This window comes from Paenirhodobacter sp. YD-8 (assembly GCF_056590935.1).
Window position 1 is genome coordinate 3421448 of record NZ_CM152649.1, and the last position, 12401, is coordinate 3433848.

At 69.5% G+C, this 12401-nt stretch carries 13 protein-coding genes; 11 read left to right on the top strand and 2 right to left on the bottom strand.

The annotated features are described in order from the left end of the window. From AC0QTQ_RS16580 to AC0QTQ_RS16615, 8 genes are all read left to right on the top strand, one after another. Positions 1 to 180, top strand: a complete 180-nt coding sequence (locus AC0QTQ_RS16580; protein WP_480257484.1) for a hypothetical protein — start codon at positions 1 to 3, stop codon at positions 178 to 180. Further along, positions 181 to 1134 (top strand): calcium/sodium antiporter, encoded by a 954-nt coding sequence (locus tag AC0QTQ_RS16585; RefSeq protein ID WP_480257485.1) that lies wholly within the window; start codon positions 181 to 183, stop codon positions 1132 to 1134. It begins immediately after the preceding gene. A gap of 10 nt (positions 1135 to 1144) precedes the next feature. Then, positions 1145 to 1921, top strand: a complete 777-nt coding sequence (locus AC0QTQ_RS16590; protein WP_480257486.1) for an SDR family oxidoreductase — start codon at positions 1145 to 1147, stop codon at positions 1919 to 1921. 309 nt (positions 1922 to 2230) lie between these two features. Further along, complete coding sequence (gene uvrC / locus AC0QTQ_RS16595) at positions 2231 to 4126, top strand: excinuclease ABC subunit UvrC (RefSeq protein WP_480257487.1); 1896 nt, start codon at positions 2231 to 2233, stop codon at positions 4124 to 4126. Positions 4127 to 4190: 64 nt separating this feature from the next. Continuing rightward, on the top strand, positions 4191 to 5255 hold the full coding sequence (locus tag AC0QTQ_RS16600) for a lysine-2,3-aminomutase-like protein (RefSeq protein WP_480257488.1): 1065 nt from the start codon (positions 4191 to 4193) through the stop codon (positions 5253 to 5255). A 44-nt stretch (positions 5256 to 5299) separates the two neighbouring features. Then, complete coding sequence (gene pgsA / locus AC0QTQ_RS16605) at positions 5300 to 5929, top strand: CDP-diacylglycerol--glycerol-3-phosphate 3-phosphatidyltransferase (protein WP_121533518.1); 630 nt, start codon at positions 5300 to 5302, stop codon at positions 5927 to 5929. Next, on the top strand, positions 5925 to 6170 hold the full coding sequence (moaD, locus tag AC0QTQ_RS16610) for a molybdopterin converting factor subunit 1 (RefSeq protein WP_480259244.1): 246 nt from the start codon (positions 5925 to 5927) through the stop codon (positions 6168 to 6170). Before pgsA ends, moaD begins: the two co-directional genes overlap by 5 nt. Position 6171: 1 nt before the next feature. Then, the gene (locus AC0QTQ_RS16615; RefSeq protein WP_480257489.1) at positions 6172 to 6609 is read left to right on the top strand and encodes a molybdenum cofactor biosynthesis protein MoaE; all 438 of its coding nucleotides are present in this window, start codon (positions 6172 to 6174) and stop codon (positions 6607 to 6609) included. 157 nt (positions 6610 to 6766) lie between these two features. Here the strand turns inward: AC0QTQ_RS16615 and AC0QTQ_RS16620 are convergent, their stop codons facing one another. Then, positions 6767 to 7813 carry an NAD(P)/FAD-dependent oxidoreductase gene (locus AC0QTQ_RS16620; protein ID WP_480257490.1) on the bottom strand — a complete coding sequence of 349 codons (1047 nt, stop codon included), beginning with the start codon at positions 7811 to 7813 and terminating at the stop codon, positions 6767 to 6769. Positions 7814 to 7866: 53 nt separating this feature from the next. Between AC0QTQ_RS16620 and mnmC2 the strand changes: the two genes are divergently transcribed. Both mnmC2 and AC0QTQ_RS16630 read left to right on the top strand, forming a co-directional pair. Continuing rightward, entirely contained in the window at positions 7867 to 8532 is a 666-nt protein-coding gene (gene mnmC2 / locus AC0QTQ_RS16625) for a tRNA (5-methylaminomethyl-2-thiouridine)(34)-methyltransferase MnmC2 (RefSeq protein WP_480257491.1), read from the top strand. Beyond that, complete coding sequence (locus AC0QTQ_RS16630; protein ID WP_480257492.1) at positions 8529 to 9401, top strand: DMT family transporter; 873 nt, start codon at positions 8529 to 8531, stop codon at positions 9399 to 9401. The genes mnmC2 and AC0QTQ_RS16630 overlap by 4 nt, the downstream gene beginning before the upstream one ends. Here AC0QTQ_RS16630 and AC0QTQ_RS16635 read toward each other — a convergent pair. Further along, positions 9398 to 11347 (bottom strand): lytic transglycosylase domain-containing protein, encoded by a 1950-nt coding sequence (locus tag AC0QTQ_RS16635; protein ID WP_480257493.1) that lies wholly within the window; start codon positions 11345 to 11347, stop codon positions 9398 to 9400. The genes AC0QTQ_RS16630 and AC0QTQ_RS16635 overlap by 4 nt on opposite strands. A gap of 134 nt (positions 11348 to 11481) precedes the next feature. Here AC0QTQ_RS16635 and dapA point away from each other — a divergent pair, with 134 nt between their 5' ends. Beyond that, entirely contained in the window at positions 11482 to 12354 is an 873-nt protein-coding gene (dapA, locus tag AC0QTQ_RS16640) for a 4-hydroxy-tetrahydrodipicolinate synthase (RefSeq protein ID WP_480257494.1), read from the top strand. Positions 12355 to 12401: the final 47 nt, after the last annotated feature.

Genomic DNA, 12401 nt, shown 5'->3' on the forward strand with positions numbered 1-12401 from the left:
ATGCTGATCAAGGGCATGACGCTTTTCCTCGTCGCGATGGCGGTGCTTGCCATCTTCGGCAAGCTGCGGCTGCCGGGCGGCAAGGCACGGCGGCTGGCGGGGCGCTGCCCGGCCTGCGGCCGTCCGAAGGTCGGACCGGGGCCCTGCCCCTGCGGACGAAACACGAAAAAGGGGGCCTGAGTGCTCATTGATCTGGTGAAGATCCTGGCCGGTCTCGGCCTTCTCGTGGTGGCCGGCGACCTTCTGGTGAAGGGCGCGGTGAACCTCGCGCTGCGGCTTGGCATTCCGGCGCTGATCGTCGGGCTGACGGTCGTCGCCTTCGGCACCTCGGCGCCCGAGATGATGGTCTCGGTCGCCGCCGTGCTCGACCACAACCCGGGCATCGCGCTTGGCAACGTGGTCGGCTCGAACACCGCCAACATCCTGCTGGTGCTGGGCATTCCGGCGATCATCTCGATGATCCGCACCGACGAGCAGGACACGCGCGAAAGCTATTTCATCATGCTCGGCGCCTCGGTGCTGTTCATTCTGGTCTGCTTCATGGGGCCGCTTGGCTGGCCGCATGCGGCGCTGCTGCTGGCGACGCTGGTGGTGATCCTGATCCGGCAGGGACGTCAGGCGCTCGCCCATCGCGCCAGCCGCACCGAGGAAGAGATCGAGGGCGTCGACGTGCACATGAGCCTGGGCAAGGTCGCGCTGTTCATCGCGATCGGTCTGGTGGGCCTGCCTTTCGGGGCCGATTTCCTGGTGGACGGCGCCAGCTCGATCGCCCGTGCGGCGGGCATCCCCGACACGGTGATCGGCCTGACCCTCGTCGCCATCGGCACCTCGCTGCCCGAGCTTGCCACCTCGGTCACCGCCGCGATGAAGGGGCGGGCCGATGTCGCGCTTGGCAATGTCATCGGCTCGAACATCTTCAACCTGCTCGGCATCATCGGCGTCGCGGGCTTCTTCGGCCGGCTTGACGTGCCGCCGACAATGCTGCGGCTCGACCTGTGGGTGATGCTGGCGGCCTCGCTGCTGATCGCCCCTTTCATCCTGCACCGCTGGCCGTTCACCCGGCTGGTCGGCGTGGGCTTCACCCTGATCTATGCCGCCTATGTGGCGGTGCTGATGACCGCCCATGCGGGCTGAGGAGGACGGCATGGGCAAGGCCCTGATCACCGGCGCGGCGAAACGGCTTGGCCGCGCGATGGCGCTTTATCTCGCGGACCGCGGCCATGACGTGGCGATCCATTGCAACGGCTCGGTCGAGGCGGCCGAGGCAACCGCGGCCGAGGCCCGCGCCCGCGGCGTGCAGGCCGTCGTCCTGCCCGCCGACATCCTCGACGAGGCGGCGGTCGAGACGCTGGTGCCGCGCGCGGCCGAGGCGCTTGGCGGGCCGCTGACGGTGCTGGTCAACAACGCCTCGATCTTCGAATATGACACCATCCGCACGGCCACCCGGACGGGCTGGGACCGTCATTTCGGCTCGAACCTGCGCGCGCCCTTCGTGCTGATCCAGGCCTTCGCCGCGCAGGCGCCGGCCCCCGACCGCACCGGCGGCGAGCCGCGGGCGCAGGCGCTGGTGGTCAACATGATCGATCAGCGCGTGCTCAAGCCGACGCCTGAATTCATGACCTATTCGCTCGCCAAGGCCGGGCTGTGGGCGCTGACCCGCACCGCCGCGCAGGCGCTGGCCCCCGACATCCGGGTGAACGCGATCGGCCCCGGCCCGACGCTGCAGGGCGCGCGGCAAAGCGAGAGCCACTTCACCCGCCAGCGCGCCGCGACCATTCTGCAGCGCGGCGCCGATCCCGACGACATCTGCGCCGCGCTTGGCTATCTGCTCGAGGCGAAGGCGGTCACCGGCCAGCTGATCTGCGTCGACGGCGGCCAGCATCTGGGCTGGAAAACCCCGGACGTGCTCGGCCCCGAATAGGTCCGTTTCGGCCCCTTTAACGATGACCGTGCGGCAAGTTGTCCACCTGGCCGCACCCTGTCACGCAAGCGTTACGAATCTTCTAGCATTTTCAGCCACTTGAAGACGTATAAAATTTTTCATCAATGATTTCATAGCATTGCAAGATTGCCTAAAATTTAGGCCGCCCGTGAAAGGAGGCCGGATTCAAGGGAAAATCGCCGTTCCCGGAAACTTCCCAACAGAGTTATCCACAGAAACCGTGGATTCCTTTCCTCTTGAACGCGGCGCCTTAACATTGCAGCCAGAGACCGGAATCAAGGCTCCGAAATGACCGACCCAGAGATCGCTTCCGACACCGCCGCAGCGCCGCAACCCCCGCGGCTGACCGGCCATGCGCTGATCGCCGATTACGTCTCGCGGCTCGACAGCTCGCCCGGCGTCTACCGGATGCTGAACGACCGGCAGGAGGTGCTGTATGTCGGCAAGGCGCGCAACCTGAAGGCGAGGGTGTCGAACTATGCCCGGACCTCGGGGCATTCGGCGCGGATCGCGCGGATGATCTCGGAAACGCGCTACATGATGTTCCTGACGACGCGCACCGAGACCGAGGCGCTGCTGCTCGAACAGAACCTGATCAAGCAGCTCAAGCCGCGCTACAACGTGCTGCTGCGCGACGACAAGAGCTTCCCCTATATCCTGCTCGACAAGAGCCACCCCTTCCCCGAGATCCGCAAGCACCGTGGCGCGCGCACGGTGAAGGGCGCCTATTTCGGCCCCTTCGCCTCGGCCGCGGCGGTGAACCGCACGCTGAACCATCTCGAGCGGGTGTTCCAGCTGCGCAACTGCTCGGACGCGATGTTCGCCTCCCGCACCCGGCCCTGCCTGCAATACCAGATCAAGCGCTGCTCGGCGCCCTGCGTCGGCAAGATCTCCGAGGCCGAGTATGGCCGCACCGTCGCCGATGCCGAGCGCTTCCTCGAGGGCAAGTCGACGGCGATCCAGCAGGAGCTGGCCGAGGAGATGCAGGCCGCCTCGGACGCGCTCGAGTTCGAGCGCGCGGCGGCGCTGCGCGACCGGATCGCGGCGCTGACCACGGTGCAGCAGAGCCAGGGAATCAACCCGCGCGGCGTGGCCGAGGCGGATGTGGTGGCGCTGCACATGGAGGGCGGGCAGGCCTGCGTACAGGTGTTCTTCATCCGCGCCCATCAAAGCTGGGGCAACCACGACTTCTACCCGAAGACCGGATCGGGCGCCGAGGAGGCCGAGGTGATCGAGGCCTTCCTCGGTCAGTTCTACGACACGAAGGAGGCGCCGCGGCTGATCCTGCTGTCGCATCCGATCGAGGATCTCGACCTGATGGAAGAGGCGCTCGCCGGCAAGGCCGGCCACCGCGTCGAGATCGCGGTGCCGAAACGCGGCGAGAAGGCGGAGCTTGTCGAGAACGCCCTGCGCAACGCCCGCGAGAGCCTGGGCCGGAGGATGTCGGAAAGCGCCGCGCAGGCGCGGCTGCTCAAGGGCCTGGCCGAGGCCTTCGGTCTGCCGAAGCCCCCCGAGCGGATCGAGGTCTATGACAACTCGCACATCCAGGGCACGAATGCCGTGGGCGGGATGATCTGCGCCGGGCCAGACGGCTTCCTGAAAAGCCAGTATCGCAAGTGGAACATCAAGGGCGACGAGCTGACCCCCGGCGACGACTTCGGCATGATGAAGGAGGTGATGACCCGCCGCTTCGCCCGCCTTCTGAAGGAAGACCCCGAGCGCAAGACCGACGCCTGGCCCGACCTTCTCCTGATCGACGGCGGCGCCGGGCAGGTCTCGGCGGTGCACGAGATCATGGTGGCCATGGGCGTCACCGACATCCCGATGATCGGCGTTGCCAAGGGCATCGACCGCGACCTCGGCAAGGAGGAATTCCACCGCATCGGCGCCCGCCCGATGGCGCTGCCGCGGCAGGACCCGGTGCTGTATTACATCCAGCGGCTGCGCGACGAGGCCCACCGCTGGGCGATCGGCGCACACCGGGCGAAACGCGCCAAGGCCGCGATGGCGAACCCGCTCGACGAGGTCCCGGGCATCGGCGCCACCCGCAAGCGCGCCCTGTTGCAGCATTTCGGCTCGGCCAAGGCGGTCAGCCGGGCGGGCGTCACCGACCTTGTCGAGGTGCCCGGAATCTCGCAGGCGATGGCCGAAACGATCTGGAACTTCTTCAACGACAAGATGTGAGCGCTCACATCCTGCCGAAAAATGCGGCTTGACGGATCGTGGCGGCAGGCGTAGCGGCCCGCAAATGACAGACGAAAGCCCGATCCGCCACGCGCTCACCCATCCCGAGGACCTTCTCGCCGAAGGTCTGATCCCTCATGCCGCGCTGCCCGCGCTGAAGGAGGTCGCGCAGGAGTTCCGCATCCGCGTGACCCCGGCGATGCGCGCCGCGATCGCCCGCACCGAGGCCACCGACCCGGTCGCGATGCAATTCGTTCCCTCGCCGAAAGAGCTCGAGATCCGTGCCGAGGAGCTGATCGACCCGATCGGCGACGGCGCGCATTCGCCCGCCCCCGGGGTGACGCACCGCTATCCCGACCGGGTGATCCTGCACATCACCAAGACCTGCGACGTCTATTGCCGCTTCTGCTTCCGCCGCGAGACGGTGGGCGAGACCGGCCCGCTGCCCGAGGAGGCGCTGGTGCAGGCGCTGGCCTATGTCGCCGCCACCCCGGCGATCCGCGAGGTGATCCTGACCGGGGGCGACCCGCTCACGCTCTCGCACCGGCGCCTCGCCGATGTGCTGACCCGGCTCGACGCGATCGCCCATGTCACCACGCTGCGCATCCACACCCGGGTGCCGGTGGTCGCGCCCGAACGCATCGACGCCGATCTGGTGGCGCTGCTGTCGGGCCTGCGCACGCCGGTCTGGGTGGTGCTGCACACCAATCACGCGCAGGAATTCACCGCCGAGGCGCGCGCGGCCATCGCCCGGCTGGTCGATGGCGGCGTGCCGATGCTGTCGCAATCGGTGTTGCTGCGCGGGGTGAACGACACGCACGAGGCGCTGATCGGTCTGTTCCGCCTGCTGCAGGACCATCGGGTGAAACCCTATTACCTGCATCATTGCGACCTCGCCCGCGGCACCTCGCATTTCCGCACCACGATCGCCGAGGGCCGGGCCCTGATGGCCGGGCTGCGCGGCCATCTGAGCGGCGCCGCGGTGCCGACCTATGTGCTCGACATCCCCGGCGGCTTCGGCAAGGTGCCGGTCACCGCCGATCATTTCACCCCCGGCCCCACCCGTGGCAGCTGGCGGGTGAGCGATTGGCAGGGCCGCATTCACGATTACGTGGACCCGCCGCGCTGAACGGCCCTCTTTCCCTCGGGGCGCGCCCCCGCTAGGGTGCGCGCATGACCTGGACCTTGCCGAATACGCTCACGGTGCTTCGACTGCTCGCCGCCCCCGGCGTGGCGGTGATGTTCCTCTATTTCCACCGCCCCTGGGCCGACTGGCTGGCGCTTGCGCTCTTCGTCGGCGCGGCGATCACCGATTACTTCGACGGCTACCTCGCGCGGCTGTGGAAGCAGGAATCGAAATTCGGCGCCATGCTCGACCCGATCGCCGACAAGGCGATGGTGGTGATCGCGATCATGGTGCTCACCGGCTATTCGGGCATGAACCCCTGGCTGATCCTGCCGGCGACGGTGATCCTGTTCCGCGAGGTCTTCGTCTCGGGGCTGCGCGAATACCTCGGCGCCGAGAAGGGCAAGCTCAAGGTCACGAAACTGGCGAAGTGGAAGACCACCGCGCAGATGGTGGCGATCGCCACGCTGTTCCTCGGCACCGGGCTCGATTTCCTCGAAAAGGGCCGCGCCCCCCGCGCGGGCGAGGGCGACCTGCCGACCGGGCTCACCCTCGCCGACATGGCCAACCACGTCGGCCTCGGCCTGATCTGGATCGCCGCGATCCTGACTGCGCTCACCGGCTGGGACTATTTCCGCAAGGCCCTGCCCTTCCTGCGGGACCCCGGCCGTGATTGACGTCGTCTATTTCGCCTGGGTGCGCGAGCGCATCGGCCTGCCGCGCGAGCGGGTCGAGACCCCGGCGGCGACGGTGCGGGATCTGGTGACGGAACTGAGCGCGCGCGAAGAGCGCTATGCCGCCGCCTTCGCCGATATCTCGGCGCTGCGCGTGGCACTCGACCAGGAGCTGTCCGAGTTCGACGCGCCGCTGGCGGGCGTGCGCGAAGTGGCCTTCTTCCCGCCGATGACGGGCGGCTGAGATGCGGATCGCCGTGCAATGCGCCCCCTTCGACGCTGCGGCCGAGATCGCAGGCTTCGGCGCGGGCACCAATGCCGGCGCGCTCGTCACCTTCACCGGCCTCGTGCGCGACGACAGCGGCCGGATGCAGGCACTCGAGCTCGAGCATTACCCGGGCATGACCGAACGCGCGATCGCGAAGATCGCCGAGGAGGCAATGGCGCGCTGGTCGCTGGCCGATTGCCTGGTGATCCACCGCTTCGGCCGGCTGACGGTGGGCGAGCCGATCATGATGGTCGCCACCGCCGCCCGTCATCGCGCCGCCGCCTTCGAGGCCGCCGAGTTCCTGATGGACTATCTGAAATCGCGCGCCCCCTTCTGGAAGAAGGAGATCGGCCCCGATGGCACCTGCTGGGTCGCGGCGAAGGAAAGCGACGAAGACGCGCTGACGCGCTGGTGACTTCGCGCGCAAGGGGGCGCTGCCCCCTCGGCCCTTGCGGGCCTCACCCCCGGGATATTTGAGGCAATTGGAAGCAGAGGACGGTTCCCGGCTTCCAATTGCCTCAAATATCCCGGGGGTGAATTTTGCCGCCAGGCAAAAGAGGGGGCAGCGCCCCCTAGAGATTGTCCTCGACCCGGAACCCCGCCGGGATCGCATCGCGCCCCTCGAGGATCAGATCCGCCATCACCTGCGCCACTTTCGGCGCCATGCCGAAGCCGATCTTGAAGCCGCCATTCGCGATGAACTGGCCGGGCCGTCCGGGCCAGGCGCCCAGCATCGGTGCGCGCGAGCGCGCGCGCGGCCGCACCCCGGCCCAGCGGTCGACGACCTCGGCGCCCGCAAGCACCGGGCAGATCGCCCGTGCCTTCTCGATCAGCGCCTCGAGCTGTGCGTCGGTGCTGTCGGGCGCGTCGAAGTCGCGCTCGGAGGTCGAGCCGATCGCCACGGTGCCATCCGCATGCGGCACGATATGCACGGCATCGGCATAGATCTGCGGCACCGCGCCTGCATCGTGGCGCAACAGCGCCGATTGCCCCTTCACCCCGCCGCCAAGCGTCTTGCCGAAGGCCATCCCGAGATCCGCAAGCCCCGGCGCGCCGGTCGCGTGCAGCACCGCGCCCTCGTCCTCGGCCGCGCCGATCACGATCTCGCCGCCAAGCGCGGTCAGCGCCGCGGCAAGGGCCGCGCAGGCCGCGCGCGGGGCGGCACGGGCCGAAAGCGTGTCGTGGACCACGAGCCCGGTGGGCGAGAGCGGTGCGAAGGGGGCGAATTGCGCGGCCGGCAGCACCCGCCATAGCGCCGCAATGCCCCAGTGCTCGGCCGCGCCGGCGGCGCGGGCCCGCGCCCGCTCGACCGCAGCCGCGTCAACCAGCGGCTGGATCCGGCCGAGTCGGGCATAGCCCGCGCCCTGACCGCCCGAGGCCTCGACCGCCGCCCAGAATGCCTCGGCCCCAAGCAGGCTTTCAAGCTGGAACTGCTTCTTCGGGTTCCAGGTCTCGGGCACATGCGGGGCAAGCGCCCCCACCGTGCCGCCCGACGAGCCCGCGCCGATCCGCACCCGCTCGATCAGTCGCACCCGGGCGCCGCGCCGCGCCATCTCGAAGGCGCAGGCAAGGCCGAACACGCCGCCGCCGCGCACTGTCACCCGATCCCCTCTTGCCATTGCCCGGACCTTTCGCCAGTTTCCACGGGAATTCGCCTCAGGCACTACCCGCAATGACCTCCCCTGACCAGAGCCCTGCCGCGCTCGACTGGCGCGACGGAACGACGCCCGTCTCGACGCGCTTCGACGACCCCTATTTCAGCCTCGCGGGCGGGCTTGCGGAAACGCGCCACGTCTTCCTGGCGGGCAACGACCTGCCGGCGCGGTTCCGCCCGGGCTTCCAGGTGGCCGAGCTGGGCTTCGGCACCGGGCTGAACCTGATCGCCACGGCGCTGTCGACCGATCTGCCGATCCGCTTCACCTCCTTCGAGGCCTTCCCGATGTCGGCGCCCGAGATCGCCCGTGCGCTCGCCGCCTTCCCCGAGGCCGAGGCCGCCGCCGGCCCCTTCCTGGCTGCCTGGGGTCGGGGCGAGACCCGCTTCACCCTGCGCAGCGTTTCCGTCGAGGTGATCCTCGGCGATGTGCGCGAGACCCTGCCCGGCTGGGCGGGCGCGGCCGATGCCTGGTTCCTCGACGGCTTCTCGCCGGCGAAGAACCCCGAGATGTGGGGCGAGGATCTGATGGCCGAGGTCGGCCGCCACACCGCGCCCGGCGGCAGCTTCGCCACCTATACCGCCGCGGGCTTCGTGCGCCGCGGCCTTGCCGCCGCGGGCTTCGCGGTCAGCCGCGCCCCGGGCCATGCCGGCAAGCGCCACATGAGCCGTGGAGTGCACCCATGACCGAACAGAACACCCGCCTCGGCGTCGCGATGATGGTCGCGGTGACCTTCATCTTCGCCGCGCAGGACGGCATCTCGCGCCACCTTGCGGGCACCTACAACGTCTATCTGGTGGTGATGATCCGCTACTGGGTCTTCGCGCTTTTCGTGCTCGGCCTCGCGCTGCGCAGCGCGGGCGGGCTGCGCGGTGCGCTGCGCACCAGACACCCGCTGCTGCAGAGCCTGCGCGGCGTGCTCCTGGTGGTCGAGGTCTGGGTGGCGATCATCGCCTTCGTCAAGCTCGGTCTGGTCGAGAGCCACTCGATCTTCATCTCCTATCCGCTGATCGTCGCGGCGCTCTCGGGCCCGGTGCTGGGCGAGAAGGTGGGCTGGCGGCGCTGGCTGGCGATTGCCACGGGCTTCGTCGGCGTGACGATCATCCTTGCCCCCGGCAGCGGCGTGTTCCGCCCCGAAGCGCTGATCCCGCTCGCCGGCGCGATCATGTTCGCGATCTATGCGCTCGCCACCCGCTGGGTCGCGCGCGACGATTCGGGCGAGGTGTCCTTCTTCTGGACCGGCATCACCGGCGCGCTCACCGCCACCGCCGGCGGGATCTGGTTCTGGCAGCCGATGAGCGCGGGCGACTGGGGCTGGATGAGCCTTCTGTGCCTGACCGCGATCGCCGGGCACTGGCTGATGATCCGCGCCTATGAGATCGCCGAGGCCTCGGCGCTGCAGCCGATCGCCTATCTGCAGCTCGTCTTCGGCGCGATCTTCGGCATCACGATCTTCGGCGACGTGCTGCGCCCGAACGTGGCGCTTGGCGCGGCGGTCACCGTCGGCGCGGGGCTATTCACCCTGTGGCGGGCGCGCCGCGCGGCGCAGCGCTAGGGCGCGATGCCGCGCAGCTCGTCCGAGAAGGCGATGGGGCCGGGGCCCGCGACACCCAGCCGGGCACGATAGACCGGCAGGCTCTCGGCCACCCGCATCACATAGGTGCGGGTCTCGGTGAAGGGGATCATCTCGACCCAGTCGACCACGTCGACCGTCGGCACCCGCGGATCGCCCATCTCCTCGATCCAGCGCCGCGGCCGGCCGGGCCCGGCGTTGTAGCCCGCCGCCACCAGCACCGGCGAGGCGCCAAACTCGGCGCGCAGCTTCGCAAGGTAAGCGCCGCCAAGGCGCAGGTTGTAGGTCGGATCGGTGGTCAGCCGCGGCGCGCTGTAGGTCTCGCCGATCATCGGCGCCATCAGCTTGGCCGTGCCCGGCATCAGCTGCATCAGCCCGCGCGCACCGACATGGCTGATGACGGCATGGTCGAATTCGCTTTCCCGCCGCGCGATCGACAGCGCCAGCTCCTCGGGCACGCCGAGGTCATGCGTGGTCAGCTCGGGGATCGGGTAATAGGCCTGCACCAGCACCGTGCCGCCGAGTGCCGCGCGCTTGGCCAGCAGCAGCGCCAAATGCGGATCGCGCCATTCCTCGGCCAGGCGGGCCAGCGCCGGCAGCGCCGCATCGGGCAGGCCTTCCTCGAGATGCAGGATGAAGCGCGCCGCCAGATCCCCGTCGCCCGCCGCCTGCAGCTCCTGCGCCGCGGCAAAGACCGAGGAGGCGGTGAAGCCCTGCCCGCGCCAGTCGGGCAGCGCCACCGGGGCCGAGAACACCGGATCGAGCGGGACACCCGCAAGTTCCGCGCACAGCAGCCCGTAATAGGCGGTCTGGAACCGCGCCCCGTCACGGAAGGCGGCCTGCGCCTCGGCGATCCGCCCCATCTGCTCGAGCGCGCGCCCGCGCCAGTAATCGGCGCGCGAGGTGCTGATCGGGCTCGCCACCTCGGCCCCGAGCGCCTCGAAATGCGCGAGCGCCTGCGGCGCATCGCCCAACTTCAGCGCCGCAAAGCCCGCCAGCCATTCGAGATCGGCCCAATCGCCCCCGCCCGCGGGCAGATGATGCCCCGCCGCCAGCCTGTAGGCGAGCTGCGCATCGCCCTTGCGCAGGAAGAAGCGCACAAGCTGGCCGCGCAGCGTCGACCAGGCGGCCGGGTCGCCCAGGCTCTCGGCACTGTCCGAGCGCGACAGCACGATCTCGGCCGCGCCCTCCTCGAGGCTCTTGCGCCAGCGCCAGACCGCGCGGTCGCGGGCCAGCCCCGCCGAGGCCCGCATGTAGTCCGGCACCGCGGCGATCAGCGCATCCACCCCCTGCGCGCGGCGCTGCAGCGCGATCCGCGCCGCGGCAACGGCCCGTGTGCCGGGGGTGACAAGCGGCAGCAGACGCGCCGCCTGCGCGGTCTCGCCGCGGTCGAGCATCGCCTGCATCCGCCCGCCATGCGCCGGCGCCACCAGATCGCCATAGCGGGCGAGGAAGGCGGCCTCCTCGGCCTCGGTCAGGTTGAGCCCGCGCCAGGCGGTCTCGGCCACCTGGCGGGCGGCCTCGTCGCGGCCAAGCGCCTGCAGCGCCGCAATCAGCGTCAGCGCCCCCTGCCCGGTCTGCGGCGCGGACCGGGCGAACCAGGCAACGACCGCGGCGGGGCTTGCCTCGCTCAGCCGGTCCTCGCCCTTGCGGCGCAGCAGCGGCATTCCCGGCCAGTCGGCCCGGCGCGAGACGAAATCGGCATAGTCGTCGAAACTGCCCTGCCCTGCGCGTAGCCGCTGCCACTCGATCAGATCGGCGGCGATCTGCCCGGCCGGGCGCGCGGCGGCGCTGGCCGCGTCCCAGTTGCCGGCCTGCGCAGCCGCCAGCGCCGCGGCCAGCGCCGCGGCATCGGCCGCCCGGGCGGGCGGCGTGGAAAGGGCAAGGGCGACGGTCAGAAGGACCGCCTTCGGAAGGGTTCGGATCATCGCTCTGCTCGTTTTTCCAAGTGGTGACCCGAAGCCCGGCCCGATGCAATTCACAAGTTGGCAAGAGGCAAAGGCTCGCCTATGGTCCGGCCGATTTCAACCGGGCGAATCCGCCCACACCGCAGGAGCGTGTCATGTTCAAAGGGTCCTTCCCCGCACTCGTCACGCCGTTCACGAACGGCGCAGTCGATTGGGACACGCTCAAGAAACTTGTGGAGTGGCACATCGAGCAGGGCTCGAACGGCATCGTCCCGGTCGGCACCACCGGCGAGAGCCCGACGCTGAGCCACGAGGAACACAACCGCGTGATCGAGGTGGTCGCGCAGGCCGCCGCCGGCCGGGTGCCGGTGATCGCCGGCGCGGGCTCGAATGCGACTGCCGAGGGGATCGAGCTGATCCGCCACGCCGAGGCCGCCGGCGCCGATGCCGCGCTTGTGGTGACGCCCTATTACAACAAGCCGACGCAGCGCGGCATGGTGGCGCATTTCACCGCAATGCACGACGCCTCGTCGCTGCCGATCATCATCTACAACATCCCCGGCCGCTCGGTCGTCGACATGTCGCCCGAGACGATGGGCGAGCTGGCGAAACTGCCGCGCATCGTCGGGGTCAAGGACGCGACGGGCGACCTCAGCCGCGTGGCGAAGCAGCGCCTGACCTGCGGGCCCGATTTCATCCAGCTCTCGGGCGAGGATGCGACGGCGCTCGGCTTCAACGCCATGGGCGGCGTCGGCTGCATCTCCGTCACCGCGAACGTCGCGCCGAAGCTCTGCGCCGAGATGCAGGCGGCGACGCTGGCGGGCGATTACGTCAAGGCGATGGAGTATCAGGACAAGCTGATGCCGCTGCATATCGCGATCTTCCTCGAGCCGGGCGTCGCCGGCGCGAAATACGCGATGTCGAAGCTCGGCCTGTGCGCGGCCGAGGTGCGGCTGCCGCTGACCGAGCTCACCGACGCCACCAAGGCCGCGATCGACGCGGCAATGGCGCATGCCGGCCTGATCTGAGGCCACGTCACAATCGGACATCGGGTCGGGGGGCGCTGCCCCCCGTC

What these genes read in the sequence shown, in the direction of transcription:
- AC0QTQ_RS16600 (WP_480257488.1), top strand. Translation starts at nt 4,191, where the DNA reads ATGACAGACGAAAGCCCGATCCGCCACGCGCTCACCCATCCCGAGGAC.
- AC0QTQ_RS16620 (WP_480257490.1), bottom strand. Translation starts at nt 7,813, where the DNA reads ATGGCAAGAGGGGATCGGGTGACAGTGCGCGGCGGCGGCGTGTTCGGC.
- uvrC (WP_480257487.1), top strand. Translation starts at nt 2,231, where the DNA reads ATGACCGACCCAGAGATCGCTTCCGACACCGCCGCAGCGCCGCAACCC.
- AC0QTQ_RS16590 (WP_480257486.1), top strand. Translation starts at nt 1,145, where the DNA reads ATGGGCAAGGCCCTGATCACCGGCGCGGCGAAACGGCTTGGCCGCGCG.
- AC0QTQ_RS16635 (WP_480257493.1), bottom strand. Translation starts at nt 11,347, where the DNA reads ATGATCCGAACCCTTCCGAAGGCGGTCCTTCTGACCGTCGCCCTTGCC.
- AC0QTQ_RS16580 (WP_480257484.1), top strand. Translation starts at nt 1, where the DNA reads ATGCTGATCAAGGGCATGACGCTTTTCCTCGTCGCGATGGCGGTGCTT.
- AC0QTQ_RS16615 (WP_480257489.1), top strand. Translation starts at nt 6,172, where the DNA reads ATGCGGATCGCCGTGCAATGCGCCCCCTTCGACGCTGCGGCCGAGATC.
- AC0QTQ_RS16630 (WP_480257492.1), top strand. Translation starts at nt 8,529, where the DNA reads ATGACCGAACAGAACACCCGCCTCGGCGTCGCGATGATGGTCGCGGTG.
- mnmC2 (WP_480257491.1), top strand. Translation starts at nt 7,867, where the DNA reads ATGACCTCCCCTGACCAGAGCCCTGCCGCGCTCGACTGGCGCGACGGA.
- pgsA (WP_121533518.1), top strand. Translation starts at nt 5,300, where the DNA reads ATGACCTGGACCTTGCCGAATACGCTCACGGTGCTTCGACTGCTCGCC.
- dapA (WP_480257494.1), top strand. Translation starts at nt 11,482, where the DNA reads ATGTTCAAAGGGTCCTTCCCCGCACTCGTCACGCCGTTCACGAACGGC.